Here is a 25,215-nt window from a genome sequence, read left to right as displayed (position 1 = left end):
GATCCCGTATTCGCCAAGTACTACGACAAAAAATACGGGGAGGTACCAAAGTATCAACACCGACGTGCTTGCATTATGACCGCTCGCAAGCTCGTACGCGTGATCTATAAGCTGTTATCTGATCATGAGCTGTACGTGCCTGCCAAAGTGGTCTAACGCGGCAAGCGACAACTTAGAAAGCTAGGACTACCCAGAAAAATCATCACGTTCCTGGGCTGGGGGAGGTATACACCATAAGCTCTTACTAACCATCAATTTTCTTCCTGCACCTTCTTGACTTCAGACCGCAAGTCTCGCTTTCTGAATTCAGTATACCAGGCCGCCTTGTCTATTGACTATTTTGGGCGTCGTCGCTGGCTTTTTGCTTAGCCTCTAACTCTTTGGCGGAAAGCGTGCCAACTGCCGCTTGATAGGTTTTGACCACACTGCTGTCCGCAATCGCATCAACCGGCTTGTCCTTTATAGGTACAGTTGAATTTTTCCCGCTCACCAACAGTGTGCCGTCCGCCTGGGCATATGCGTTGAACACGTATGCTTGGTCCGCCTTCAACAACGAATCCCCAGCCAGCACGTCATACGCCGAGTGATCTTCACGAATGCCGCCTTGTTTGGTCACCTTAATCGACCGCTCGGTAACCAACTTGTTCTTCAAGTTAGCCAGCACTTGGACGGTGTAATGCGTATAGGCTTCGCCCATTTTTTTGGTCGTCCCGTCGGCTTGTTCGAGCGGAATGGGGTTCTGATAGCTGGTGCCAGTCTCCCGTTTGACGATTCCCACAAAAGAATAGTCCGCACTGGCGACTAAAGCCTTCGGATCATCGACATTGATCCCATAGCTGGCCTTGATCTGATACGTCGGGATGCTTTCTTGCCCCGCCGTGCTTGCCTTCTTTTGGCCTGAACAAGCCCCTAACAGCACGATGCAACCAAGCAGAAGAAAACGATATATGATGCGGTTCTGTCTTGCTGCCACTGCGCTTCCCTCCAAACTGAATACGTCACTGGTCTGTAGAAAATGTGCACTAACAAACTAAGTATGTCATATGCCCATTAAAAGGCAAGTAATATGGCTAATTGGCCTATCTCAGTCTATAAACGAACATTTTTGTAAGATTGGGCCGGTGAGCACGCTGGATTCGGCACCGCACGGCAATTATCCCCTGATTCAGGGTCACAAATAATCGCCCACTATTTTATCGGTCCGGATACCCCTATGTTAAAATATGCTCAACAAGAGGGGGAATCCGCCATGAAGCAACTGCAAATTCACAGTCTTAATAAATCTTTCGACAAGCAAGTGATTTTCAATGATGCCAATTATGATTTCGTTCAAGGAAAGGTCTATGGCCTGCTTGGCAGAAATGGTTCCGGGAAATCCACGTTATTCAATAGGATTGCGCGCAACATTCCGGCCGACAGCGGCGAAATTCTCGTGGATGCCGACGACGGCCAAGGGCCGCAGGTGAATTATCCCGATATTGATGTCAGCATGGTCTACACTCAGCCCCACTTACCGGCGTTCATGACCGGCGCAGAATTCGTCAAGTTCTTCATCGAGATCAACAGCCGCCGACTCACTGCGGTGCACACCTCGCAGAATGCCCAGGACTTCCTAGACTTGGCAGGCTTGTCTGAAGCGGACAGCAATAAGCTGTTACGCGACTATTCAGAAGGGATGCGGAACAAGTTGCAGATGGTAGTCTCCCTGATGCTGAAGCCGCCGGTACTGTTGCTGGACGAGCCGCTCACCACCGTGGACGTGGTCGCCGCCCACGAGATGCAGCAGATGATTGTGAATATGAAGGCCGACTCGGTTGTCGTCTTTTCCACCCACATCATGCAGCTGGCCCAGGACATCTGTGACGCCGTGGTGCTGCTCCATAACCATCAACTGGAGGAACTCACCGGTTTAGACATCCACTCTCAAGCCTTTGAGGACGCGGTGATCAGCCGGTTGACCGACGAGGTGACCGCTGATGAATAGACTTGCACAGCTCACCTGGTTCTTTTACCGGGTCAAAGTCACGACGTCCGCCAACGGTTTGCTGTACTTTCTGCGCCGGATACCCTTTGTGGGAAAATTGATTTCGCCGGCGGTGTACGGCTTTCTTGGCGTGAAGAAATTTTTCGCCGTGATTGCGGCGATTGGCCGTATTTTGATGCGTGCTGCCTTTGGGTTTCTGGTCTTCGCTTTGAGCTTCTTAGGCAGTGATTTGTATATCACGAATTATCTGCATCAACCGCCGCTGCCCGCCCTCCACACTAGTGCCATGCTCGCCGCAACGGTTTGGTTGGTGGCCTTTTCTGCGCTGCGCGGTCTGTTTCCTTCCCGGCTTTCAGTAGAACCGGAAGCCCTGAAGACCGCCGACCAATTCGGCCTGAGCCGCCAGGAAACAATTCACGTCTCCGCTGTCAGTTCCTTTTTTGCTGGTCTCTTGAGCCAAGGGGTACTCCCGCTGGCCATTTTTGCCGCTATGACGCAAAATCCTTGGCTATTTCTCAATGGGCTTGGTTTTTTCACTCTAACCATGATTTGGCAACAATTTACTCCCCGTTGGGGCTGGCAGCATCAACTCCGGGCCCGGCTTGGCGGCGTAATATATTGGCTTGCTCTGGTGGCGGCGCCCTTGGTCCTGGCTATTCTGCACCAGTATCAGCAACTGCTTACCATCCTCTTTTCGCCCTTGGCAGCAGTTATTGTTTGGTTGCTGGTGGGATTGGGCACCTATTATTGGTTGACCTTCAAGAACGAGCCCGCCCTGCTGACTAAGACCATTCTGGATCAAAAAGCAGCGCTTGCTGAAGTCTCAGAAACAAAAAATAAAAACAGCGAATATTTCAGCACCGGGACGGCAATGCAAAAAGACATGACCCTGGACACGCCCAAGGGCCCGCAAGCCAGCCGCTTGACCGGCAGCAATTATCTCAACGCGCTGCTCTTCACCCGCTACCGCAAACAATTGCGCCATAAACTGGCAATTCGTGCCGGCTTGGTTGCCTTGGCCGGGATCGCCGTCCTGGCCGCCTTCAAGCTGTTCAGTAATGGCCGGCTGCCGGTGAAGGACCTCACGGAGGTCTACGGCTTTCTGTTCTTCATTATGTACTTGGCCTCGTTTGGCCGGCCAATCGTGCAAATGTTATTCGTCAACTGTGACGCGGCGATGCTGTATTATCCATTCTATCGGCAGCGCCGCACCATCCTAGCCGGCTTCTTTTACCGGTTCTGGCGGACTTTCCTCCTAAACAGCGGTATCGGTGCCTTAATGTTTGTCCTCTTCCTCGGACTCTATCTGGTCACGCCGGATGTACCGCCGATTGCCTTCTACCTCGTGCTCGCCCTGGAATTGCTGGGTCTTGTGCTGTTCTTCTCCTTCCATGAACTCTTCATGTACTATTTGCTCCAGCCTTTCACCGCGGATATGAACGTCGTGTCACCGCTGTATAAATTCGTTTACGGTGCCATGTATTGGGTATCCTGGATGGTATTGCGCTCCAACTTGCAAGGCTACGGCTACGCCATCGTCATCGGCGCAGCGGCCCTGGTCTACGTTGCGGTGGGCACCGTCATCATCTACTTCAAAGCCCCGCAAACTTTCCGCGTCCGAAACTAATTCTTGTGAGTGTTATCGCTTTCAGAAACGACCCGCTCGTGGTATGATATCGCTATCATAAGATGGAGGGATCATACATGACCAAAACAGCAATTGTTACCGGTGCCGGCCAAGGCATCGGCCGTGGTATCGCCTTACAGCTCGCCCAAGACGGCTTCAATATTGTCGTCGCCGATTTGAATGAAAAGACAGCGGCCACCACTGCCGCGGAGATCAAGAATCTCGGTGTCGACAGCCTGCCCCTCGTGGCTGACGTGTCGGACGAAGACGCATTTAATCAGCTCGTCGCCGAGGCCCACGAGCATTTCCCGACGATCGACGTACTGGTGAACAACGCCGGGATCGCGCAAGTCGCGACCATTGAAGAAACCAGCGCCGCTGACTTCGACAAAATCTTCAAGATCAACGTCAACAGCATTTTCTATGGTATTAAGGCCGTTGCGCCGATCATGCGCGCCCAAGGCAGCGGCAAGATCATTAACGCGGGCTCCATCGCCAGCCACCAAGGGATCGAACTGCTTGGACCATACTCCGCGACGAAGTTCGCAATCCGCGGATTGACCCAAGCCGCAGCGCAGGAATTGGCGAAGGACCACATTACCGTCAACGCCTACGCGCCAGGGATCGTCCTCACCCCGATGTGGGATCTCATCGACAAGCGGATGAGCGAGATCCACAATGTGCCCATCGGCGCCTCCCGGGATAAATTTATCGCCGGGATCGCGCTGGGCCGCGGCGAGACGCCGCAGGACGTGGCGGGCTTAGTTTCCTTCCTGGCCAGTGAGAAATCTGACTACATTACCGGCCAAACGATTATTGTTGACGGCGGGATCAATTACTCTTAATTCAGGATTCTGAGTGACCGGACAGGGTGTGCAGCGATGGCTGCATACCCTGTTTTTCTTTAATCATCTGTCAATCTATGCCATAATTGAGCAAGCATTTATATCGTGGCTTTTATAGAAAGGACTTTTGCAATGAATCCTCGACCCATTTATTCGAACAGCCGTCCTGTCAGTGTTACTGCCTTCTGGCGCTGGTGGTTCGTTGTCCAAGGCAGTCTGCTTACTGCTTGGTCTCTGGCCACGATCGATTCCCACGTCAAAGCCAGCTATATCGTCTTAGGGGTGATTGCTGGGATTATTGAGGGCATCCTGCTTCTTCTGAGCACACTCCGGGTCCCCCGCAACATCCTAGTCCGTTTTCTCTTTGCACTTAACGTTCTATTGCAGATAACGGCCTATCCGCTCATCGTTGCCTTAGGCGTGAATAATTTACTGCTGCACGCTGGAATTACCCGTCCCTTAATAGCGTCGCTTGTGATGATTGTGATCACTGTGCTCGTTATCGTGATTCATATCCCGTATGCCATGGCACTATTTGCCCCGCTCAATAACGGTTGGGCGCAGAGCATCGCAATGATTTATGGGTTTGCCTGGATCGTCGGCGGATCGCAATTCATGATGGGCAAGGTAAATAAAAATGTTTACTCGCATATCTGGCGGGACCTGCTGAACACGGGGGTATACGGCGCCATCCTCTTTGTTGTCGTGGGGGCCATCGCAATGTATCAGTGGGGCTACCGCGGTCCTAGTTGGCGTTTCAACCCGCTGGCTCAGCCTTGGATTCTGGCTCTGCTAGCCGCATCTTGCCTGCTTTTTCTTGGTTGGAACACCTTCACGAATCCTAATTCATTCCGCAGTTTGTATACTTGGGAATTCCACCTCAAATCAGTCACTTTTTACTGGTTTGCCCAAGGGTTAGAGCCAGGTATCGCTGAAGAGTGGTTGTGGCGATATATTATCTTGGCCCTTCTGCTTACCGGTCTCCGCAAATCGCGCTGGCAAATTCCAGGTTCCGTCTTTCTCACCGGCCTGCTCTTCGGCCTTTGGCATGCCACGAACGCCCTTGGCGGCGCTCAGGGTGTGTTAGCCACAGCGGTGCAAATGCAATTTGCCATGATCAGCGGTTGGTTCATGGCAGCCCTCTACCTCTATTCAGGCAGCTTCAGCGTCCCGATGATCTTCCACGCATTGATCGATATCCTGGCCATGATGGCCACTGGCTCGATTGTTTCCACTGCCCCAACGCGCAATGAATACATTTGGAGCACCGTCACGGAATGCACTCGGCCCTGTCAAGTTGACAGATGAAATACTATAAAGTTTTGTCTGTTCCTAAATGGCTTCATTCCAGTATTCATCTGGGGTGAGGCCATTTCTTTGTGCTGAACGATTGTGGTGGTTGAAGTACTCGATACCTTCCTCAACGAGCTGTGTTAACTCGCTCACCGTCTTCGCCATTGGATGGCGATCCATCCACCGGAGTTTGAACTCATTCCACCAGCGCTCCATTGGTGCGTTGTCGTACGGTGTACCTGGTCGTGACATGCTGCGCTTAACGTTGAATTGGTTGAGGTACTGATTGAACTGACCAGACGTGTACGCTGAACCGCGGTCTGTGTGAACCAACGGGTGAACATCACCAGCGGCCGTGAATGCCCGCTGGAAGGTCTGGATCTCTGCGGCACTGGTCTCTGTCTCACTAAGGTTAGAAGATAGTAGCCGCCGGCCATACAAGTCTAGGACGCCGCTAAGGCGCATCTTGTACTCACCGTTCACCCCATAGGTCAGCTCTGTCGAATCGGATAACCAGGCCTCATTGGGCGCTGATACATCGAAGTTTTGATTGAGCACATTGTCCTGCAGGTACTGTTCGGCCTGCTTAACGCGATTGTGTCGTTTGCGCCGGATCTGACATCTGATGTTCAGCGCGCGCATCACGCGTCTTACTTGCTTGAACGTGACCGGAAAGTCGATCAATTCGTCTTGCTGTAAGTTGACCAAGATGTTGCCGGCTCCAATTCCCTGGTAGTGAAAATCGAACCAGTATTGAACGCGTTCTTTGAGTAGTCGATCATGAGATTCCCATACGGTCTCTTCACGATGCAGCCACTTATAGTAGGCCTGACGCGTGACCCCAACGATCTTCAATAGCTTAGTGATGCTGCCGTGGTTCCCTTTACTGACTTCTCTTATTGCGCAGTAAGCCAGTTTACGTTGTTCATTCACCCCTTGCGCTGAAGTTCCAGCAATTTTTTTGCAAAGCTCTCCACCAGTTCCTTGTCTGCCAACTCTGCCTTTAACTGACGTACTTCCAGCTTGAGCTTATCGACCTCAGTCATATCGCTGACGTCCTTGTGGTGGCCACGGTTATCGACAAGTGCTTCATAGCCACCATTTCGGGCCTTTAAGACCCAAGAACGGGCTTGTTGGTAGGACACCTGAAAGTGCTCAGCGGTCTCGGTGTAAGAGTGTTTGCCCTTGGTCACAAACTCGACGATTTCGATTCGTTCATCGAAGGTGGTTTTTCGACTCATGGTGGGGACCTGCTTTCTTGACGGTGAGGCTGTCAGAGGTTTATCCCCATTATACTTGGAAACCCAATCCTTTACTTGAGTTGCCCCGCGTAATCCATACTTGATGGCCAGGTCAAGAGCTGACCCTTCACCGTTTAGGAAAGCTTGGACTACCTCCAGCTTGAGAAGTTCTGAATAGTGATTATTTGTCCGGGCCTCTGTCAACCCGTTCAGCCCGTCACGCTCATACCTGGCGTGCCAGAGCTCTAGGGTATGTGAAGCAATATGATGTTGTCGTTCAAACGTTTGGCAGGAAAGCCCTGACTGTTGATATTCAGTCAGTATAGCGAGCTTCTCCTCGGCTGTGTGCTTTGATCTGGGCATACTAAAATCCCTCCATGATTACCAGATGAATTATTGTATTTCATCTGACAACCACAAAGGGACTATCGCAGAATTGGTTTTCGTCGCCATATCAATCTGGCTCCTCACCGGCAAGCGCCGTACGGCCATGCAATGGACCGTGGACAATATCGTGCCCGGCAATCCCCTGCATTTCGCCACACCGTTTGTTGGGTAAGACTTTGCGAGAAATCAACGGGAGTCCCGCCACCCAGTAATTGTTATACTGGACCTGTAACTACTTAAGGAGGCCATCATTCATGAAAGTTCTTGTTATCGGTGCGCACGGCAAAGTCGCTCAGCATCTGATTCCGAAACTGGTTAAAGCCGGACATACCGTGTATGGCGGCATTCACAATCCCGCCCAGGATGCCACACTGACTAACCTCGGCGCGACCCCCGTGCCGTTCGATCTGCTCGGGCCCATGGATAAAATGGTGCCTGTCCTACAAACTGTCGACGCTGTTGTCTTCAGTGCCGGCGCTGGTGGTCGGGGTTACGACCAGACGATTCTGATCGACCTTGATGGCGCAGTCAAGTCCATGGAAGCGGCCAAAGCCGCCGGTGTCAAGCGCTATGTCATGGTCAGCTCCGCTGCCAGCAACGATCGGGCCACTTGGGGCACGGCGATCCGGCCATACATGGCGGCTAAATTCTACGCCGATCGGGAATTGGTCCGCACCGGCCTCAATGAAACCATCATTCGCCCCGGCCGGCTGACTGATGATCCGGAAACGGGTCTTTACCAGCGCGGCATCAGTCCAACAGCCACGGATATCACCCGGGGCGATGTCGCCCAGTTTATCACAGCGGTGCTGGCTGATCCGGCGACGATTCACCAAGCCTACGACATCGTTAACGGCCAGCAGAACATTGCTGAATTACTCAACTAAGATAACTCGCGGATGCAAAAAATCGACGCCCAGCGTCGATTTTTTTATACATATTGCTGGTTACAGAAATCCGCCCAATCCGGCTTCGGCTGCCCCTGGGCCAAGGCCGTCTGAATCGCCGCAAAATAATGTTTCTTGCGCTGAATCTGCAGGTAATTAGCCTGCAGCTCCGCGATCTGGTGCTGAATCCGCGTATCGACTTCGTCCAGCAGTGCCACTGTTTTCGCCACGTCTTCCTGGCTCTCCGTGTAATGGAAAAACTCCTGCAATTCCTCCAGGGACATCCCCGCGTTCTTGTAGCAGCAAATCGCCCCTAACCGGTTCAGCAGGGCGTCTGTATACACCCGGTGACCGCCCTGACGGGGCACATTGTACAGTAAACCCAAATCTTCGTAATAGCGCAGTGTGGACGGCCGCATGTGGTATTTTTCGGCGACCTGACTAATTGTGTAAACAGCCATGATTTCCTCCTTGACTTCAAGTTAGCTTGAAGCGTTATGCTGAGTGTATCAATTCAAGGGAGCGGATTCAATGGTTTACTTAGCAAATGATAAACGCTACGACACAATGGTTTACAACCGCGTGGGCGCCAGCGGTTTGAAAGTTTCGGCGATTGCCCTGGGGCTGTGGAATAATTTCGGCAGTGTGGACCCGTTGGCGACGCAAAAAGCGATCCTGCACCAAGCCTTCGACCTTGGGATCACCTATTTCGACTTGGCCAATAATTACGGCCCAGTACCGGGCAGCGCCGAAGAAAACTTCGGCCGGATCATGGCTGACGATATGAAGCCCTACCGGGACGAAATGGTCATCGCCAGCAAGGCCGGGTATTACATGTGGCCAGGTCCCTACGGCGACTGGGGCTCTCGCAAGAGCATCATCGCCAGTGCCAACCAGAGTCTGCAACGGACCGGCTTGGACTACTTCGATATTTTCTATACGCATCGGCCGGATCCAGATACTCCTGTGGAAGAAACCGCTGAGGCGCTGGATCAACTAGTCCGCGAGGGCAAAGCGCTGTATATCGGTATTTCTAACTACAGCGGCGCCCAGACGAAGGCCATCGCTGCGATCTTCAAAGAGTTGAAAACACCGTTTATCATTCATCAGCCGCGCTACAATATGTTCGATCGGCACATTGAGCAGGACCTCTTCCCGGTACTGCGCGCGGAGAACAAGGCGGCCGTCAGCTTCAGTTCCTTGGCTCAAGGTCTGTTGACGGATCGCTACCTGCACGGAATTCCCAAAGATTCCCGCGCGGCCAAGTCCACCATTCCATTCCTGCACGAGGATCAGGTGGAAAAGACCCTGAGTACCGTCAAACAACTGAACGCCATCGCGGCCAACCGTGGGCAGAGCCTGGCGCAAATGGCCCTGGCCTGGAACCTGCGGGAACCAGAAATTGCCAGCGTCCTGATCGGTGCCAGCCGGCCGAGTCAGGTCGTCGACAACGTGCAGGCCTTGGACCACTTGGCTTTCACAGCGGACGAATTGCACCAGATTGATACCATCCTGGCCGAGCAAGCCAAATAATCCCATACACGAAAAAATCGGCACTGTCAGCTCTCGCGAGTCAACAGTGTCGATTTTTTCGATTATCCATAAACTGTCCAATCTATTCCGTTGTCGATCGCACACGCAATCAACCGGTGATCTGCTTCGGACGATTTACAAAGTACCACGGGTTCTGCCCGCCACAGCACATAGCCGTCAGTGGCAAGTTCACCAATTGATCCAATGGGCGACCAGCTGAACCGGAACGTGAAGATTCATTTTATTGAATCTCAATGTTGCGACCAGTCTCCTTAGATTCAGTCAACTTGGGCAGAGTGACAGTTAAGACACCCTTCTCAAAGTCAGCCTTAATGTTCTTAACATCAACATTCGGCAGTTGATAGCTCCGGCTCATGGTGCCGCTGGAACGTTCAGACATCAAGACGTTGCCGTTCTTGTCGGCGTGATCTTCAACATCATTCTTGTGCACATTGATGCTCAGCACATTATCGTGGTAATTGAGCATAATATCATTCTTATCAACATCAGGGATGTCAACCCGAGTGATATAAGCGTCCTTAGTCTCCTTAACATCAGTCAGCAGTCCATTGACGGCTGTTGAGCTGATGCTGGGCTCTTCCCAATCGCCAACGATCGGGTTAAAGAACCGACGCGCTAAGTTGTCAAAGAACGTATCGTTCATCAACGCATTGTTGCGACGAGTCATCATATCAGTAGCCATAATAGAAAACTTCCTTTAGTTTTGGATTTAGAACGCTGGTTGAAGGGGCTGATCGCTCAACTCCTTTTCCCTCGCTCCATCTATAATGTAACACCTTTTAGCATTGATGTTAAGTGTTTGCCAGAATTGGTTTAATTACTTTTGAGACACCGCTTTTGCCCGCTGTGTCAAGATGAATCACTTGGTCATAAGGGTCTTGAACCATTGCGGGGACTTGGTGCCCGACCTCGATCAGTGCCTTGGTCCGGTTAAGAGTTCCTGGCGCACTTGCGTTACCTAACAAATTACAACTGTTTTTAAGGCGATAGCCTGTTCGCCTCACTTCTTGTATAATGGAGGCATCTATTGAAAGAAGGTGAGCATCATCGCTGTCGTCATGTCGAAACCACTGAAGGATCTGCTGCTGGCCAGCAACCTGGGGTTGAATAAGAATCACCCGCTGGCCGGCTGGAATGTGCTGACGATCCTGTACCACGACGGCAGCAGCAGCGGGGTGCCCATTACGTTAGACTTTCTCACCCGTCGCTACAACGAATCCTATTTGGATACGGAAAACGACGAAGCACCAATTTCAGACAATATCTTAAAAACAGTCCTGGACGTTCTTAGCCAGCAAGCACGGCTGATTGAAGCATCCGCCCGCAAGATTCGGGCCCGAAGTAAAAATGGACTGTACACCACGCGTACGTCCTATGTTTACCGAATCACCAGCAGTGGGATTGAGTACGTGAAGATGATGCAGCGGGTACTGGATGCTGAAAGTACGATTACCGCCAACACCAACCGAATTCAGGAATACTGTGTGCTGGTGGTCAAGCTCAGCCAGAATCCAGACACCACCGGCGATACCGCCCTTTTTAATGATTTTCAAAACATGATCAGCGCCTACGATGATGTGATGAACGGCATGCATAAGCTGGACGATGATCTTGATGAGCTGGCGAACGATATTGCTTTCAATCATGGCAGCGCGGAGGCCAAACACCTGCAAGGAATGCTGAACGGTAAAGCCATTCCGGCCTTTAAAATGATGCTGATGCAGGGTGCGCGGATTCAAGCCCTCGCCCATGATCCGGCCTTCGCTGGCGATGTCGCCCGCTCCCAGCAAGGCACCGATGATTTGGATGCCGCTAATGCCGTCCGCGACCAGGATAAACTGCTGACCCGCTTCACGCGTACCCGGGACTATGTGCGCCGTCAGCTGGCCAAACTGGCACTCAGTGTCGACCCCAGCACCAGTGCGATCGATAGCAGTCTGGATTCCATTTATCTGGTTTTCCATACGATCCTGGGTGCCATCAAACTGCTCAGTGAAGAATATGAACACATCCAAGGCCAAACGGTCGACGTGAAAGCACTGACCGCCCAAATTGACGGCCTGCTGACCCATTACCAAACCCTCCAGGTCTACACCAACCTACCGCGCCATTTACCCGCCGACCGGGAAATCGAAGACCCGGAGGACCTGCTGGACGCGTCCACCATGGGCCCGGTGGCCTATACTGCCACCAGCAGCCCCAGGTCCATCGCCACCGCGGCCGACAACCCGGTGGTCGCGCAGGACACGTATCCTGCTGCCGACGATCAAGCCGCTTTAGCCGAGTTTCAACGGTTGGTGATGCGATCGACCACCCATGCCGTGGTGGATCACGACCTGAATTTCACCACCAGCACCGCCCGGGACGAAGTAGTCCGGCTTTACGCCGCCACCGGCTACACGAGTTATGCCAGCTTTGCCCCCTTCGGTCGCCCGGTGCAAGCGGCCCGCGCTCTGCCTGACACTGGCCCCATTCGCCTGCACTGTGCCGGCGAACAGTTCAGTGTCGTCCTGCCCAGCGGCTTTACCATTGATTTTGGTTAGAAAGGAGGCGGCCTGGTATGGCCGAATTACAAAGCAGTGAACGGTTGATCATCAACCAGCTCTTCGATCACAGCGTCTTTACCAGCACCGTCACCCCAGACATGACCCACGCCACCGTGGACGCCATCAACGCGCTGAAGCGGCCAGCCGTCCAGAAAAAGATCACCAGCTACCTCAATGACCTGGTCGGGATGGGCCCGGACAACTATCAGGAGAACCTATTATTTCTGCTCGGCCCCAACCAGCTGGACCCGGACGCCGTTCACGTACTCCTGGCCACCCTCAAAACGATTATCAATGAGCCGAATCTGCAAACCGCCGAGGCTGACCGGCTGGTGGTGGCGGAGAAAATCGTCCGCCAAGTACGCAGCGAAGTGATCAACTTAGGCGAGAAAGAGATTTACCGGCTGATCACCCGGTTGTTCGTGGACCGCTTGGGCCTGCTTACACCGGACCAAATCGACGGCCCGCTGCCAGACCAGACCGAGTTCGTCACCGAATATTGGGATGTCAGCCCGGATTTCACGGCCGTGGCCAAGTGTCTGGTGGATGCCTTGATTGCTGAGCAGACCCCGCCGCAACTGACCCAGAGTCAGCAGGTGAACCGAGAACTCCTGCTGCACCGCTACATGAGCCCGGATACCGCGCCTGTACTGTGGCCGGTGCTAGTAGCCAATAAACACGCCATTGCCGCCCAGTGGACCGAATTGCAGCGATTCGTCCTGGAATGCGGCAACGACTACGCGCTGCTCTTGGACAGCCAGCGCCAGCAAAGCGCGGCCATGCCCTATGTCACAGCGCTGGCTGTGGCCAATTCACTGGGGGTGGGCATCCCGGCGGCTGATTTAAATGGCCGGATTCACCAGATTGCCCAGCAGTTGTATCCGCATAAAGATATCTCGGTGTCTGATGTCAAAACCGCCTTGAACGACAACGCACTGATCGAGCACCAGCAAGACTTTATTAGTCCCACCCCACTGGTGCAGCGATTTGCCGTCCGGACAGACGATGAAGGAGATTGGCAATGAATTTACCTGAGCATTTGACTCCAGTCAGTTATCATTTACGCCATTTCAACAAATACGACACGCTGGACTTGCCGGCGTCTGAGAACGGCAACCTGACCATTATCGGGGAAAACGCGGTGGGCAAAACAACACTGGCCAACTGCTTCTTCCCCATGCTAATCGATGGGGCCATTTCCACGCCCTCGTTCAATGCGGCGAAAGGCACCGAAAACGTTTCGCAAAACGCCACCGCCCGCAATAGCGCCCGGGATACCCGCACCTTCGCCAGCATGCTGCTGGGCTGGGGCAGCGGCGCCATGAAAGTCCGGACCGGGTATACCTATATGGTGCTCCGCTCTGTTCACCGCCAGGTCATTCTGGGCCTGGGTGCCCACCGGGCAGACGGCGATACTCGTCAACCCACCTGGTGGTTCGCCGTCGTCAGCGATGATCCGGCTGCCCCGGTACCGCTAACCACCACCGACGCTGCTGGTCAGTGTCTGAGTAAGACTGATTTTATTCAAGCCAACGCTGCGCTGGGCGATACTTTCCATCTTTTCGACACCGCGTTGGATTATCGTGAATACATTGCTGTCCATATTTACGGCTTCGCCAGCGGCGAAACCTTGGGCAAACTGGCCAACGTCTATCGGTTATTGGCCTCGCCCATCTTAACGTCCGGTAACGCCAAGTTTTCGCCCATTCGCAACGCGCTGAAAAATGCCCAGGAGGGGATTGACGACCAGGTGATCCAGTCCGTGGCCAACAGCCAGCGGGAGGTCAATCAGTATAATGGTTTGCTGGACCGGATCAAAACCGGCCAAACCCGCCTGACCCGGATGAAGGAAACTATCTTTTGGGGCAACCTGAACCATTTGCAAGAGCTCATCCTGTCTCGTTACAGCGAAGCCCATGGCGACTATGAAAAAGAGAAAGAGAAGCGCGCTCAGGCCGAAATTCAGGCGCGCCAGTACACGGACCAGTTGCAGCTGCTGGCAGAAAACCTGGCTGCCAGTGAGCAGGAACTGGCCAAATTACGGGACGCCCAAGCGGAGCAAAAGACGATCATTGAACGCCGCCACCAGTATGCTGACCAGATCACGCTGGAGAAAAAGCGGCTCAAAGACTACCGCGCTCGGCTGGACCAGTTAGCCACTTTGCACACGCAGCAAACGGATATCCAAGCCCAACTGGCCGCCGTTCAAGCGGATCAGGCGGCACTGCAAAAAGAACAGCTCAGTCCGCTGCAAACCACGATCAGTACCCACGCCGCCCAGTTGCAAGAGCTGGCCAAGGCCATCGCCCAAACTGAATTGGCCGCCGTCGTCCAGCACATGGCGGCGTATTTGCGGCATCTGAAAACCCAGCGCAACCAGTACCAGCACCTGACTGAGACCATGGCGCACCTGAATCAGGACGTCGCCATTGTCCACACCATGCAAGACGCCATGGGTACCAGTATTGATCGCCACGTGACCGGCCCGCTGACCAGCCGCTCCCGCACCGCCCTGCACCAGGACAACGAAGCCATCCATGAACACGGGGCCGCTCAGATGAGCGACCAATTTCAAGCGCTGAAGGATCAACAGCAGCAGCTCCTGGCCGCCCATCCCGATTTGAAAGTAATTCTGACTCATCCGGCCTTAGTTGACCAGCTGACCACAGCGCAAAAGGCCCTGGCTGGCCTAGCCGACCAATTTGCAAAACTGACCCGCCAGCAAGCCACCCTGACCGACCACGCCCAGAGCAAGGCCCAGGAGATCCAAACCGTCCAGCAGACCTTAGACCCGAATTTCGACGAAGCCGCGGTAGTTCAAACGATCACTGAGGCCCAGGCTAACTTGGACCGGCTGATCGTGGACGCCGAGCTGGATAAAAAGCTGGCCACCGCCGAACAGGCCCACCGCAAGCTGACTGACGCAGAACATAACGCCACGCGTCAAAAGAGTATCGCCGAAGGCCACGCCCAATCCGCGGCAGCTGCTGCGCAGGAACAGGCGGCGGAGCTGCATCGCTTGGCGGAGCGGATCATCCCGTCCCTGCACACATTGGCCCCCTATGCACCAGAGGGGGTGACCCTGAAGACGATTGAGGACACCATCGCCTTTGTCACTGAAAACCGGGTTCCTGTTCGTACCAACAGCTACGCCCAAGTCACCAGCCAAATCAGCAAGCTCATCCACCGCAACGACCGCAACGGCATTGACCGCAACGCTCTGGACGTGTTATTTGAGGAGCGCAATCATCCCGACATTGCCAGCGCCATGCGCCAGCAGCGGTCAACGGAAGACAACGGCTTGACGGTGGTCGCCTTTGACATCAACGCGGCTCTGGCCATCCTGGCCACAGACCGAGCCGGTGTGGAGAAATCTCTGGCCCAGCGCAAAGAAGGCAACAACTTTGCCCAAACCGCCTACCTGGGCGCAGCTGTTCAACGAATCACCGCCCAGTACCAAGCCATCGCCGATTACAACGCAATGCTCACCCAAGGAGCTGGGCAAAATAACAGTATCCGCCTGCGTATCACCCTCACGCCGGACACTGTCACCCCGGCCGTTATCGCCGAAGCCCGCGATCCCCAGCAGGACGAGCGGCCCCATCTGCTGGCCGAAATTCAGAAACGGTTAGAGAAATTGGCCAATGACGCCGCTGTCTCCGACGACGAAGCCGCCTTCCAAGCCGCCGCCCGGGACCTGCTCGATACCCGCCAGTGGTCCAACTTCAACGTCGAGATCCACCGCCGCCAAAGCGCTCCGGATGATTACGAAGTCGTGGATGATAAATTCGTCCAATCCGGCGGTTCTGGCGCAGAAAAAGCCCAGGCGATGGTGCTGCCCTTGCTGCTGGTGCCCAAAATGGTCCTGCGCCAAGCCCAGCAGGACGACGCCCCCTATCTGGTCATGTTCGATGAATTTGCGGACAAGCTCGACCCTGAAACGGCCAAGTCTTTCGTTAATACCATTGCCCGTTTCGGCTTCTGTTTCATCGCCACCATGCCCAATGGCGCGCAAAACAAAGTGCTGGCCGATGGCGTTGACAATATCGCCTATACCGTCCTGGCGCCGAGCCAGCAAGACGACGGCCAATTCCATAAAAATCGTGTCGTGCCAGCCCTGATCTGGCGCCAGGAGCCGCGCCAATGAGCCGTTACCAAGAAGCCTACACTCGGGTCACTGGCCGGCCGGCTCCGGCAGCCGCCGCCACGCTGGATACGCTCTTTGACCAAATTGCTGCTGGCAAAACGCTGCCGCCCAAAGCCCAGCAGGCCGTCGCTCTGGGCTTGACGGCCCATAGCCTCAACGACGCAAAAGAAAATCCCGGGCTGTTCGACTATTACCGCTGGGTGCTCACCCACTGTTTCGCAGCTAAGCAAATTAACGAACTGACTGCGAAACTCATCGGCATGGCCTTCACCAGTGCCAATATATTCCAAACCGACCTGCCCCAGCCGATCACCCTGAACCCCTGGCAGATCCAGGCCATGCTGGCCTTTCCCTTGGCCGCGGCCAAGGCCGTGGTGATCGAAAACAACGGCGTCTTCGCTCTGCTCCACCAGCACCACCCGGATTGGCCGCTGATCGTCCAATCCGGCAACGACTTCAACCCCGCCTATGTGCAGCTTTTACAGCGGCTAGAGAAGCGGGGCGTCCGGTTTGCCTACATCGGCGACCTCGACAGCCGCGGCATTCAAATGGCAGACCATTTCTACACCCAATTGCAGCAAACGCCCATTGAGACCGTCACTGCCCTCCAACCGCCGGTGGTTGTCGCCCGCTGGGTCACGCTGTACGGCAAACCGGATACCCACCGCACCCGGTCTCTGACCATTCAGCATCCGATTTATCAGCAGGAGTTGGCTACGATTCACTTGCAGGGAAAATTCGTCGAACAGGAACAACTGATTGATGACTACGAGCGTATGATTCCGGCTTGGTTGGCCAACTAGTCAATCTGCCCCTTAGACTGGAGGAATTCTGCATGCGGACCCATTACACACCAGGCCAAATCTTGGGCCTTATTTTCGCGGATATTATCGCTGTGAGCTATCTGCCGTTTACGCCCTTTTGGAAAATCGGCTTGAGTTTGGCCTGCTTGTTCTTAATCAGTATGGGCGTTGTTGCTCTGCCCCAATACCGCACTGTCATTCAGCAAGTAAAGCAGCATAACGGATGGCAAATAATTACGGTTCTGGCTTTGCTGGCACTTTTACTCATAATTACTTTGGATTGGCAAAACACGGTATTCTCTTGGCTAATCAATCTGGCAATGAGTTTGTTTATCATTTGGGGCGGTATCCTTGCACTCATTCATGGTGTCGACGTCCACAAACCCAATGCCCATTAAAAACGCTGATGTTCAAAAACTAGCATACCTGATTTGATCGTCAATCCAGGTATGCTAGTTTGTTTGGTCCATCATTTATTTAGTCGTTGACGAATTTTTATTTCCCTGTTAATCAGCACAATGGGAACGATTAAAATGGCCAGCAGTGTCCCAGTAATAACCATCACCTGGGCATTGCCAACCGGCATCAGCCGGAACAGTTGGTACCCGCAAATTGCCATGGCAACAATGAATACCGCAATTCGTAAGATGACCATTTTGATACTGTGCTTATTACCCATCAGAAATAACAACACAATTAGTCCAGCAGAAATTGGCTCTAGCAGCATCGTCCCACCCTCTTGACCATTGATCACCCGACTCGCACCACGTCTCCTATAGTTTGTATCCATACCCAAGACGATGCAAGCTTTAAGCAATTTACTGCATTTTCACAACAATCTTTCCCCGAGCATGCCCCGCCTCGGAGTGATCCATCGCTTGTTGAAAATCCGCAAACGGCACAATCTCATCAATCACTGGTCGAATTTCACCTGCTTCCACCAATTGCGTAATCAGCGCCAACTGCTCGCCGCTCGGTTTCATGAATAAAAAGCGGTAGGCAACATGATATTGCTTCTCCCGCTTGCGAATCGCCCGGGTGGCCAGACTAAACAACGCCTGTTTCCACAAAGGCAGACCATCGGCTCGGGCAAACTTGCCGTCCGGCAAACCGGACAGCGACACGACGGCCCCACCTGGTTTAACGATTTTGAACGCCTGCAGCAGATTGTCCCCGCCCAAGGTGTCGTATACCGCATCGTAATCATGCAGCACATCGGTGAAATTCTCTTGATGATAATCGATCACCTGATCCGCCCCAAGATCCGTGACCAAGGCCCGGTTAGTGCCACTGGTGGTGGTTGCCGCGTAAGCCCCCATTAATTTAGCCAGCTGAATAGCGAATGTGCCAATACCGCCAGAACCAGCTTGAATCAAAATTTTCTGGTTGGGCTGCAACTGCAGCATATCGTGGAACGCCTGATAGGTGGTAAGGCCTACCAACGGCAGCGCCGCGGCCTCCGGATAGCTCAAATTCTGGGGCATCTGCGCGATATCCGCCTGATCCACCGCCAGATACTCGGCAAAAGTACCAATTCGTGATTTCCGCGGGCGGCCATAAACCGCATCGCCAATCTTGAAGCGGGTGACACGGCTGCCCACTTGTACGATCTCACCGGCAAAGTCGCTGCCCAAGATCAGCGGCATCTGGTATTTAAGCAGCATGCGGACAGCACCGTCGCGCGTTTTGAAATCAATTGGGTTGATGCTGGCAGCGTGGATCGCCACCAGCACGTCACTAGACCCTGGCGTCGGAATCGGGACTAGTACCCGGTCGAGTTGTTTCTGACCATAATGGTTAATCAGCATCGCCTGCATTGTATGTGGCATAAGTTGTGCTCCTTTGGTTTAATGTTTTAAACCATTGTACCCTTGACGAATCGTCGGTTCAATGGTTTAATTGTTTAAACCAATAAAACTGGAGGCAAAAAATGGCCCAACCTGATTTGCACCGCATCAAAACCGAATTCGATACCGTCCAAGAATTCTTGATTGCCGTTGGCGACGAGAAACGACAGGCCATCATCATTGCCCTGCTCCATCAGCAATCTGGTGCTGGCCTGCGGGTCCCCGATTTCACCGAGATGACCGGTCTTTCGCGCCCGGCAGTGTCGCATCACCTTAAACTATTAAAACAAGCTGGCATTATTGCTGCCCGCTCAGAGGGGACAAAGAATTACTACTACCTCTCAAATATTGCCGCATCCTTGAAACAATTACGGCAGCTTAGCGATGATATGTTAGTATTTTTAGCCGCAAAGGAGCAGAAAAATCATGGATAAAAAGAAAATACTGGTGGTGTTAACCAATACCACTCAATTCCAAGTTAAACCTGAAGCCACTGGTCTTTGGCTGAGCGAAGCCACCGAATTTGTCATGGATATGCAGGCTGCTGGCTATACTGTGGACTACGTGAGTCCTCGGGGCGGGTATGTCCCGATTGATCCCCGCAGTTTGAAATATGCTGACGCCCAAGCGATGGCGATGTATCGCGATCCGAATTTTCAAAAACGGGCCCTTACTGCCTCCTTGGCCCCCGACCAGGTCCATGCCGAAAACTATCTCGCCATTTATTACACCGGTGGGCACGGCGTGATGTTTGATTTCCCTGATAGTCACCCCCTCCAGGAAATCAGCCGGACAATTTACCGCCAGGGCGGCTACCTCACCTCCGTATGCCACGGTATCGCCGGCTTGCTGAATCTGCAAGACGATGCTGGTCAGTACCTGATTGCCGGTAAACACATCACCGGCTTCACCACTACGGAAGAAATTCTCAGTAACAAACGCCGGCTGGTCCCCTTTCTCAACGAAAAGGCCGCTCAGGAACGCGGCGCCATCTTCCAGAAAGTCCGGGCCTTCAAGCCCTACGCCGTCACCGACAACCGCATCATCACGGGCCAAAATCCTTGGTCCCCCCACGCTGTGGCCCAAGCCTTGCTCAGCGCAACAGCTGGTTAACCACTCACTCTGACCCGAGTTAATGATTAATTAATATCCAGTTAACGCCCCGCTTAACAGTCCCCCGGTATGCTGGAGACAGTTAAGAAAGGAGCTGATCGGTAATGCCCACCACAGCCTTACAACTCAGCGACGTTACAAAAAAATTCGGACGGCAAACTGTCCTGAGCAACATCAATATGACCATTCAACAGGGGGATATCTACGGCCTGATCGGCGAAAACGGCGCCGGTAAAAGTACCTTGATGCGTCTGATCACCGGCCTGTCACCGCTGCGCAGCGGCCAGATCATGCTGCTGGGCGCAAGCCGCAACCAAGCCGGCTACAATCAAGCGCTGCAGCGCATCGGCACGATTATCGAAAGTCCCGCCCTCTACCCGCATCTAACCGTCTACCAAAACCTGATGGTCAGTGCCAAGCAAAAGGGGGTGGCCAACCGCCAGGATGTTTTGGCCACGATTCAATTTGTCGGTCTCACTGAAAAAACCAAAACCAAGGCGAACCGCCTATCCTTGGGCCAGCGGCAACGCTTAGGGCTCGCCATCGCCCTGCTCGCCCAGCCTGACTTTTTAATTCTGGACGAACCGATCAACGGCCTAGACCCCATGGGCATCATCGAGATTCGGGATTTGCTGCATCGTTTGAACACCGAACAGCAAACCACGATCCTCATTTCCAGCCATATTCTCACGGAACTGTACCAAGTTTGCACCCGCTTCGGCTTCATCCACCGCGGCCGCTTGATTCAGGAAATCACTAAGCCCGCTCTGGACGCGGCCAGTCAATCCGGCATTATTCTCCACGTAGCCGACGTCAACGCCGCTTCTGAGGTACTGGACGCCCAGCATATCAAGCCCTTCAACGTGATGAATAATCACCAGATCATCATCTATAACAACACCCTGGATACCGGTGAAATCAACTACCAATTGAACCATGCCGGGGTGCGGGTGGATGACATTCAAACGCAATCTGGTTCGTTGGAAACTTATTTCACCACGCTGTTGCAGAAAGATGATCAGAAAGGCGGTGCGGCCTCATGATGCGCATTTTCAAGAGTGATCTCTATCGCTTGTTTCATACCACTGGTTTCTGGCTGACCCTCGTGGTCACCCTGATCGCGGCAGTGGTTTCAGCCGCCAACAAGGCGATCGGCGGGATCACCATGGGCACCTCAGCCTTAGAAAACATGGCTGCCCCGAATTGGACCGTCTATAATACGGCCCGGTATCTGTCCTTTAGTACAACATATCTGCCCTACGTTTTTATCGGCCTCTTCGTCATTCTGATTGGTTATGAATTCAGTCAGCAAACGTACAAAAATACCCTGACGGCCGGTATTGGCCGATGGCAATTTATCATCAGTAAGAACCTCACGCTGCTGCTGACTGTTGGCGTGCTCATCGCCCTGTTCTTCTTCAGCGGTGTTTTGACCTCCGCCATTGCTGGCCGGCCAATGGGGGCCGCACTGGGTAAAATAATCAGCCGGATCCTGCTGTACACCGGCTCCCAGCTGGTGGGGATCGCCGCCGTGTATGCCTTAGCGACAGTACTGCTGGTTCTGTTTCACAGTACGGTGATCGCCGCCGTCTTTATCGTGGTTTTCCCGCTGTTTGTACCGGGATTAAACACTTTCGTTCACTGGTCTTGGCTGAAGTACATTGATTTCCTCTCCACCAGTCAAAACCTGACTGCTGGTATTCTCAGCAATCAGACGCTGGGCCGCTTTATTCTGGTTTCTGTCCTCACCACCATTATTGCTTGGCTGGCGAGCGCGCTGATTTTGAAGAACCAGGAACTTTAACCGCCAGCTCGGCAGGAAAAGTGAGTTGCACCACAAACCGCCGGCTCGTCGATTGGGCCACCGAAGCAGTGCCGCCCAACCGCTGGACCAGGGTTTGCATGATATTCAGCCCCAGCCCGCTGCTGTGCGCCGTTTGCTGGGCCGTCGCGAAGCGCTGCAGCAGCGCTTGAACGTCAGGAATCGGTTGGGCCACGGCGTTAGCAAAAGTGAACTGAATCGTACCGGCCGCGGCCCGCTCTCCCGTGATGGTTGGCTGACCAACCCCATAGGCTAAGATATTGCCGATCAAATTTTGAAACACTCGGCTGAGCAGCCGTTCATCCGTCCGCATGGTCAGCGCTGGTGCTAATTGAATGTCCGGCATCAGCTGCTTGGCGGTGAACGTATCATAGTAGGTCAGCAGCAGCCGGCCCAATAGGTCTGTGACATTCACCGGCTGCAGCGTCAGTCCTTGGGTCGTTTCCTGCAGCAAGCTGAAATTCATCAAGGTATCCACATAGTGACTGACAGTCGCCAGGCTGTCGGCCACTTTTTGCGTCCGCGTCTGATCGGCGGCCGCCGCATTTTTTTGCACCAGCTGGTTATATCCCGCCGCGATCGCCAGCGGCGTTTTGATATCGTGCACCAAATTAGTCATCAGCGCGCGCACCCGGGCGTCCTCCTGCTGGCGGGTCCGGAGCAATTGCCGGGTCGTATCCAAGGTCGTATTGATCTCCTGGACCAGCGGTCGGTGCACCGCCAGAATGGCGGTTACTTTGGCATTCGTATCCGTTTGATTAATGTGCACTAATTCCCGGCGAATCCGGCGTGTATCAAGCAGCAGGACCAGGACCCAAATGGCTAAGCCGATACTGAGCACCGCCAAGAAAATTGTCATTGGCCCGCCTCCCCAGTCGGCGCAAAGCGGACCCCCAGGCCCCATAAAGACTGAATATACTGGGGGCCATCCGGCTGATTGATTTTCTTGCGCAAATTGCTTAAATGGACGGCCAGTGTATTTTCGCCGCCGATGTACGGTTCGTGCCAGACCGCAGTATACAGATCGGCTTTGGGGAAGACCTGGTGGGGATGGCCCGTAAGCAGCTGCAGGATGGCATATTCCTTTTTGGCCAAGGGGAAAGACTGGTCCCCGACCTGAACGGTGAAGGCGGCCGCATTCAAGGTGATGTTGCCCACCGTTAACGCAGCGTGCTGATCAGCAGTGCCGGCTGCCGTTTGGTTGCGCAGCTGAACCCGAATTCGGGCGGCTAACTCGTCCAGATCAAACGGCTTGGTCAAATAATCGTTTGCCCCGGCTTCCAGCAAGGCCACGACCTTGCCCTTGTCCTGCACTGCCGTGAGCACCAAAATTGGCACTTGACTGGTCTTGCGCACCGTTTTCAAGACGCTCTCGCCATTCACGATCGGCAGCATCAAATCCAGAATCACCAAATCCGGCGGGTCGGCCAATATCCGGGAAATCCCCGTCGCCCCGTCCTGCACATAAGTCACCGCAAACTCATCCTGCAGAGTTTCCACCAGCAGGTCATCCAAACTCTGGTTATCCTCAACCACCAATATCCGCGGCTTGCTCATTGCTGCCCATCTCCCATCTAATTGATTATATCAATTATCTGGGCGGGCCAGCCAGCCACTATGCGTTATACATCGCCGCCTGACTTTCCCATAACTGTTGAAAATAAGCCGACTGCTTGGCCAGATCATCCGCCGCGCCCATCGCTACGATCCGGCCGGCTTGCAGCATAATAACCTGATCCGCCAGGGTCGTCGCGCCGATCCGGTGGGTAATAAACAGTGACGGCTTGTGCGCCGACAGCCGCTTGATCTTGGAGAAAACCGCCAGTTCATGGATCGGGTCCAAACTGGCCGTAGGTTCATCCAGAATTTGGAACCGACTGTCGCGATAGGCCGCGCGGGCGATGGCAATTTGCTGCTGCTGCCCGCCGCTGGGTTGGAAGTTCTCCCCACTGAACCCGCCAATCGGGGTTTGCGCGCCCTGGGGCAAATGGGCAATCCAGTCAGTCAGCCCCCATTCCTGAATAATGGCCGCCAGTTTGGCCTGATCGATCGTCGTACTGCTGGCAATATTTTGATCAATGGGAATGTCGAATACTTCGTAATCCTGGAATACTGCGCTGAACAATCGGGTATACTCAGCCAGCGGAATATGCTGAATATTGGTCCCATTCAACCGAATCGTTCCCTTGGTCGGGGTATACAAGCGCAGCATCAATTTCACCAGTGTCGTCTTGCCGCTGCCGTTTTCACCCACCAGGGCCGCGACGCCCTTAAAGGGTAACGTAAACGACACGTCATGGAGGACTTCGCCCCGGTTAGGATAGCTGAAGCTGACGTGGTCAAACTGCAGCACCAATGGCGTTGAAGCCGCGGGCAGCGGCTGGCTAGCAGCGGTCTGTCGAGGCGGCTGAGAAATGGCAAACACCTGCTGGACATATTGAATCTGATTCTGGAACCGTTGCAGGTGCTGCCACGCGGCAACAAGCAGCGATACTGACGACGCAATTTGGACAACACCGGCAAACAGGGTGTTGATATTACCGATCGGCAGCAGGTGCAAATACATCTTGTACACGACCAGGGTGAAGATGGCGACAATAGCGACACTGGAAATCAGCTGGGCCACGATCTGGGAATTGTACTCAATGTGTACCAGTGTCTTATTCTGCTTCTTTTCCTCTCGCCACACGGCTTTGTACCGGGTTTGGATCAGATCGCCCATGCCCCAGAGCTTAATGGATTTGATATTGCTGTAAGTATTGACGATTTCCAGCAGAAAATAGTTCATCTTTTTCTCCAAAACCATCAGGGCCCGTATTGTCAATCTAAGTGCAACAGTTTCTAGTCCAATCCTATAAGTGGTACACAGCTTAGAGTTCCGGCATCAGTTCCGCCGCACTCCGGTAGCCCAAGATACGACGAGGCCGGCTGTTGAGTGCGTCCTGGAAGCTCTGAATATCAATGATGTCGTAATGGTGGAGTGAGCGACCTTTCGGAATAAACTCTCGTAGAAGGCCGTTCTGGTTCTCATTTGTTCCGCGCTCCCATGGTGAGTACGGATGAGCAAAGTAGACATCAGTTCCTTCTACTGAATCTAGTTGTGCGAACTCACTGCCGTT

The 25,215-nt window shown here is 53.7% G+C and carries 26 protein-coding genes; 15 read left to right on the top strand and 11 right to left on the bottom strand.

Features of this window, described 5'->3' with window-relative positions:
• Nucleotides 1-328: 328 nt before the first annotated feature.
• Nucleotides 329-973: a hypothetical protein gene (locus H627_RS18155; RefSeq protein ID WP_051225400.1), complete on the bottom strand. Its 645-nt coding sequence runs from the start codon at nt 971-973 to the stop codon at nt 329-331.
• A 276-nt stretch (nt 974-1,249) separates the two neighbouring features.
• Between H627_RS18155 and H627_RS0111895 the strand changes: the two genes are divergently transcribed.
• The 4 genes from H627_RS0111895 to H627_RS0111880 all read left to right on the top strand — a co-directional run bounded on the left by H627_RS0111895 (nt 1,250) and on the right by H627_RS0111880 (nt 5,764).
• Entirely contained in the window at nt 1,250-1,984 is a 735-nt protein-coding gene (locus tag H627_RS0111895; protein ID WP_027829136.1) for an ABC transporter ATP-binding protein, read from the top strand.
• Nucleotides 1,977-3,611, top strand: a complete 1,635-nt coding sequence (locus tag H627_RS0111890; RefSeq protein WP_027829135.1) for a hypothetical protein — start codon at nt 1,977-1,979, stop codon at nt 3,609-3,611. The genes H627_RS0111895 and H627_RS0111890 overlap by 8 nt, the downstream gene beginning before the upstream one ends.
• 77 nt (nt 3,612-3,688) lie before the next feature.
• Nucleotides 3,689-4,456: an acetoin reductase gene (locus tag H627_RS0111885; RefSeq protein ID WP_027829134.1), complete on the top strand. Its 768-nt coding sequence runs from the start codon at nt 3,689-3,691 to the stop codon at nt 4,454-4,456.
• Between the two features lie 132 nt (nt 4,457-4,588).
• Complete coding sequence (locus tag H627_RS0111880; RefSeq protein WP_027829133.1) at nt 4,589-5,764, top strand: CPBP family intramembrane glutamic endopeptidase; 1,176 nt, start codon at nt 4,589-4,591, stop codon at nt 5,762-5,764.
• A 24-nt stretch (nt 5,765-5,788) separates the two neighbouring features.
• Here H627_RS0111880 and H627_RS0111875 read toward each other — a convergent pair whose 3' ends face one another.
• Both H627_RS0111875 and H627_RS0111870 read right to left on the bottom strand, forming a co-directional pair.
• Nucleotides 5,789-6,682: an IS3 family transposase gene (locus H627_RS0111875; protein WP_027829132.1), complete on the bottom strand. Its 894-nt coding sequence runs from the start codon at nt 6,680-6,682 to the stop codon at nt 5,789-5,791.
• On the bottom strand, nt 6,679-7,353 hold the full coding sequence (locus H627_RS0111870) for a helix-turn-helix domain-containing protein (protein ID WP_027829131.1): 675 nt from the start codon (nt 7,351-7,353) through the stop codon (nt 6,679-6,681). Before H627_RS0111870 ends, H627_RS0111875 begins: the two co-directional genes overlap by 4 nt.
• Nucleotides 7,354-7,631: 278 nt before the next feature.
• On the opposite strand from H627_RS0111870, the gene H627_RS0111865 reads away from it, so the two are divergent.
• A complete protein-coding gene (locus tag H627_RS0111865; protein WP_027829130.1) occupies nt 7,632-8,264 on the top strand; it encodes an SDR family oxidoreductase in 633 nt (210 codons plus the stop codon).
• 44 nt (nt 8,265-8,308) lie between these two features.
• Here H627_RS0111865 and H627_RS0111860 read toward each other — a convergent pair whose 3' ends face one another.
• Entirely contained in the window at nt 8,309-8,725 is a 417-nt protein-coding gene (locus tag H627_RS0111860) for a MerR family transcriptional regulator (protein WP_027829129.1), read from the bottom strand.
• Between the two features lie 70 nt (nt 8,726-8,795).
• Here H627_RS0111860 and H627_RS0111855 point away from each other — a divergent pair, with 70 nt between their 5' ends.
• Nucleotides 8,796-9,797 (top strand): aldo/keto reductase, encoded by a 1,002-nt coding sequence (locus H627_RS0111855; protein WP_035440869.1) that lies wholly within the window; start codon nt 8,796-8,798, stop codon nt 9,795-9,797.
• Between the two features lie 241 nt (nt 9,798-10,038).
• Here H627_RS0111855 and H627_RS0111850 read toward each other — a convergent pair whose 3' ends face one another.
• The gene (locus H627_RS0111850; RefSeq protein ID WP_027829127.1) at nt 10,039-10,500 is read right to left on the bottom strand and encodes an Hsp20/alpha crystallin family protein; all 462 of its coding nucleotides are present in this window, start codon (nt 10,498-10,500) and stop codon (nt 10,039-10,041) included.
• A 364-nt stretch (nt 10,501-10,864) separates the two neighbouring features.
• Here H627_RS0111850 and H627_RS0111845 point away from each other — a divergent pair, with 364 nt between their 5' ends.
• Genes H627_RS0111845 through H627_RS0111825 form a run of 5 tightly spaced genes read left to right on the top strand, consistent with a single transcriptional unit; the run spans nt 10,865 to nt 17,712 of the window.
• Nucleotides 10,865-12,361: a hypothetical protein gene (locus H627_RS0111845; protein WP_027829126.1), complete on the top strand. Its 1,497-nt coding sequence runs from the start codon at nt 10,865-10,867 to the stop codon at nt 12,359-12,361.
• Nucleotides 12,362-12,378: 17 nt separating this feature from the next.
• Nucleotides 12,379-13,389, top strand: a complete 1,011-nt coding sequence (locus H627_RS0111840) for a hypothetical protein (RefSeq protein WP_027829125.1) — start codon at nt 12,379-12,381, stop codon at nt 13,387-13,389.
• Nucleotides 13,386-16,511 carry an SbcC/MukB-like Walker B domain-containing protein gene (locus tag H627_RS0111835; protein ID WP_027829124.1) on the top strand — a complete coding sequence of 1,042 codons (3,126 nt, stop codon included), beginning with the start codon at nt 13,386-13,388 and terminating at the stop codon, nt 16,509-16,511. The genes H627_RS0111840 and H627_RS0111835 overlap by 4 nt, the downstream gene beginning before the upstream one ends.
• Nucleotides 16,508-17,314: a DUF2399 domain-containing protein gene (locus H627_RS0111830; RefSeq protein ID WP_027829123.1), complete on the top strand. Its 807-nt coding sequence runs from the start codon at nt 16,508-16,510 to the stop codon at nt 17,312-17,314. The genes H627_RS0111835 and H627_RS0111830 overlap by 4 nt, the downstream gene beginning before the upstream one ends.
• A 32-nt stretch (nt 17,315-17,346) precedes the next feature.
• Nucleotides 17,347-17,712 (top strand): hypothetical protein, encoded by a 366-nt coding sequence (locus tag H627_RS0111825; protein WP_027829122.1) that lies wholly within the window; start codon nt 17,347-17,349, stop codon nt 17,710-17,712.
• A gap of 71 nt (nt 17,713-17,783) precedes the next feature.
• Here H627_RS0111825 and H627_RS18150 read toward each other — a convergent pair whose 3' ends face one another.
• Both H627_RS18150 and H627_RS0111815 read right to left on the bottom strand, forming a co-directional pair.
• A complete protein-coding gene (locus H627_RS18150; RefSeq protein WP_027829121.1) occupies nt 17,784-18,041 on the bottom strand; it encodes a hypothetical protein in 258 nt (85 codons plus the stop codon).
• Nucleotides 18,042-18,132: 91 nt separating this feature from the next.
• Entirely contained in the window at nt 18,133-19,131 is a 999-nt protein-coding gene (locus H627_RS0111815) for an NADP-dependent oxidoreductase (RefSeq protein ID WP_027829120.1), read from the bottom strand.
• 113 nt (nt 19,132-19,244) lie between these two features.
• Here H627_RS0111815 and H627_RS0111810 point away from each other — a divergent pair, with 113 nt between their 5' ends.
• The 4 genes from H627_RS0111810 (at nt 19,245) to H627_RS19375 (ending at nt 22,078) form a co-directional block, all read left to right on the top strand.
• A complete protein-coding gene (locus H627_RS0111810) occupies nt 19,245-19,595 on the top strand; it encodes an ArsR/SmtB family transcription factor (RefSeq protein WP_027829119.1) in 351 nt (116 codons plus the stop codon).
• Nucleotides 19,588-20,274, top strand: coding sequence for a type 1 glutamine amidotransferase domain-containing protein (locus H627_RS0111805; RefSeq protein ID WP_027829118.1), 687 nt, complete (start codon nt 19,588-19,590; stop codon nt 20,272-20,274). Before H627_RS0111810 ends, H627_RS0111805 begins: the two co-directional genes overlap by 8 nt.
• Nucleotides 20,275-20,378: 104 nt before the next feature.
• Nucleotides 20,379-21,317, top strand: a complete 939-nt coding sequence (locus tag H627_RS0111800; RefSeq protein ID WP_027829117.1) for an ABC transporter ATP-binding protein — start codon at nt 20,379-20,381, stop codon at nt 21,315-21,317.
• Entirely contained in the window at nt 21,314-22,078 is a 765-nt protein-coding gene (locus H627_RS19375) for a DUF2705 family protein (protein WP_051225399.1), read from the top strand. The genes H627_RS0111800 and H627_RS19375 overlap by 4 nt, the downstream gene beginning before the upstream one ends.
• Here H627_RS19375 and H627_RS18140 read toward each other — a convergent pair.
• The 4 genes from H627_RS18140 to H627_RS18130 form a co-directional block, all read right to left on the bottom strand.
• Nucleotides 22,029-22,955: a sensor histidine kinase gene (locus tag H627_RS18140; RefSeq protein WP_051225398.1), complete on the bottom strand. Its 927-nt coding sequence runs from the start codon at nt 22,953-22,955 to the stop codon at nt 22,029-22,031. The genes H627_RS19375 and H627_RS18140 overlap by 50 nt on opposite strands.
• Nucleotides 22,952-23,653: a response regulator transcription factor gene (locus tag H627_RS0111785; RefSeq protein ID WP_027829116.1), complete on the bottom strand. Its 702-nt coding sequence runs from the start codon at nt 23,651-23,653 to the stop codon at nt 22,952-22,954. The genes H627_RS18140 and H627_RS0111785 overlap by 4 nt, the downstream gene beginning before the upstream one ends.
• Before the next feature lie 58 nt (nt 23,654-23,711).
• The gene (locus H627_RS18135) at nt 23,712-24,884 is read right to left on the bottom strand and encodes an ATP-binding cassette domain-containing protein (RefSeq protein WP_051225397.1); all 1,173 of its coding nucleotides are present in this window, start codon (nt 24,882-24,884) and stop codon (nt 23,712-23,714) included.
• An 82-nt stretch (nt 24,885-24,966) separates the two neighbouring features.
• Nucleotides 24,967-25,215: IS30 family transposase (locus H627_RS18130; RefSeq protein ID WP_155827920.1), on the bottom strand; the 249-nt coding region annotated here is incomplete at its 5' end.

This window comes from Schleiferilactobacillus harbinensis DSM 16991 (genome assembly GCF_000425885.1).
Taxonomy (GTDB): Bacteria; Bacillota; Bacilli; order Lactobacillales; family Lactobacillaceae; genus Schleiferilactobacillus; species Schleiferilactobacillus harbinensis.
Note: the sequence above shows the minus strand (reverse complement) of the source record. Positions and strands in the feature narration are given on the sequence as shown.

What these genes read in the sequence shown, in the direction of transcription:
- H627_RS19375 (WP_051225399.1), top strand. Translation starts at nt 21,314, where the DNA reads ATGATGCGCATTTTCAAGAGTGATCTCTATCGCTTGTTTCATACCACT.
- H627_RS0111895 (WP_027829136.1), top strand. Translation starts at nt 1,250, where the DNA reads ATGAAGCAACTGCAAATTCACAGTCTTAATAAATCTTTCGACAAGCAA.
- H627_RS18140 (WP_051225398.1), bottom strand. Translation starts at nt 22,955, where the DNA reads ATGACAATTTTCTTGGCGGTGCTCAGTATCGGCTTAGCCATTTGGGTC.
- H627_RS0111815 (WP_027829120.1), bottom strand. Translation starts at nt 19,131, where the DNA reads ATGCAGGCGATGCTGATTAACCATTATGGTCAGAAACAACTCGACCGG.
- H627_RS0111835 (WP_027829124.1), top strand. Translation starts at nt 13,386, where the DNA reads ATGAATTTACCTGAGCATTTGACTCCAGTCAGTTATCATTTACGCCAT.
- H627_RS0111855 (WP_035440869.1), top strand. Translation starts at nt 8,796, where the DNA reads ATGGTTTACTTAGCAAATGATAAACGCTACGACACAATGGTTTACAAC.
- H627_RS0111880 (WP_027829133.1), top strand. Translation starts at nt 4,589, where the DNA reads ATGAATCCTCGACCCATTTATTCGAACAGCCGTCCTGTCAGTGTTACT.
- H627_RS18135 (WP_051225397.1), bottom strand. Translation starts at nt 24,884, where the DNA reads ATGAACTATTTTCTGCTGGAAATCGTCAATACTTACAGCAATATCAAA.
- H627_RS0111805 (WP_027829118.1), top strand. Translation starts at nt 19,588, where the DNA reads ATGGATAAAAAGAAAATACTGGTGGTGTTAACCAATACCACTCAATTC.
- H627_RS0111870 (WP_027829131.1), bottom strand. Translation starts at nt 7,353, where the DNA reads ATGCCCAGATCAAAGCACACAGCCGAGGAGAAGCTCGCTATACTGACT.
- H627_RS0111810 (WP_027829119.1), top strand. Translation starts at nt 19,245, where the DNA reads ATGGCCCAACCTGATTTGCACCGCATCAAAACCGAATTCGATACCGTC.
- H627_RS0111890 (WP_027829135.1), top strand. Translation starts at nt 1,977, where the DNA reads ATGAATAGACTTGCACAGCTCACCTGGTTCTTTTACCGGGTCAAAGTC.
- H627_RS0111800 (WP_027829117.1), top strand. Translation starts at nt 20,379, where the DNA reads ATGCCCACCACAGCCTTACAACTCAGCGACGTTACAAAAAAATTCGGA.
- H627_RS0111865 (WP_027829130.1), top strand. Translation starts at nt 7,632, where the DNA reads ATGAAAGTTCTTGTTATCGGTGCGCACGGCAAAGTCGCTCAGCATCTG.
- H627_RS0111860 (WP_027829129.1), bottom strand. Translation starts at nt 8,725, where the DNA reads ATGGCTGTTTACACAATTAGTCAGGTCGCCGAAAAATACCACATGCGG.
- H627_RS0111840 (WP_027829125.1), top strand. Translation starts at nt 12,379, where the DNA reads ATGGCCGAATTACAAAGCAGTGAACGGTTGATCATCAACCAGCTCTTC.
- H627_RS0111825 (WP_027829122.1), top strand. Translation starts at nt 17,347, where the DNA reads ATGCGGACCCATTACACACCAGGCCAAATCTTGGGCCTTATTTTCGCG.
- H627_RS0111785 (WP_027829116.1), bottom strand. Translation starts at nt 23,653, where the DNA reads ATGAGCAAGCCGCGGATATTGGTGGTTGAGGATAACCAGAGTTTGGAT.
- H627_RS0111850 (WP_027829127.1), bottom strand. Translation starts at nt 10,500, where the DNA reads ATGGCTACTGATATGATGACTCGTCGCAACAATGCGTTGATGAACGAT.
- H627_RS0111885 (WP_027829134.1), top strand. Translation starts at nt 3,689, where the DNA reads ATGACCAAAACAGCAATTGTTACCGGTGCCGGCCAAGGCATCGGCCGT.
- H627_RS18150 (WP_027829121.1), bottom strand. Translation starts at nt 18,041, where the DNA reads ATGCTGCTAGAGCCAATTTCTGCTGGACTAATTGTGTTGTTATTTCTG.
- H627_RS0111830 (WP_027829123.1), top strand. Translation starts at nt 16,508, where the DNA reads ATGAGCCGTTACCAAGAAGCCTACACTCGGGTCACTGGCCGGCCGGCT.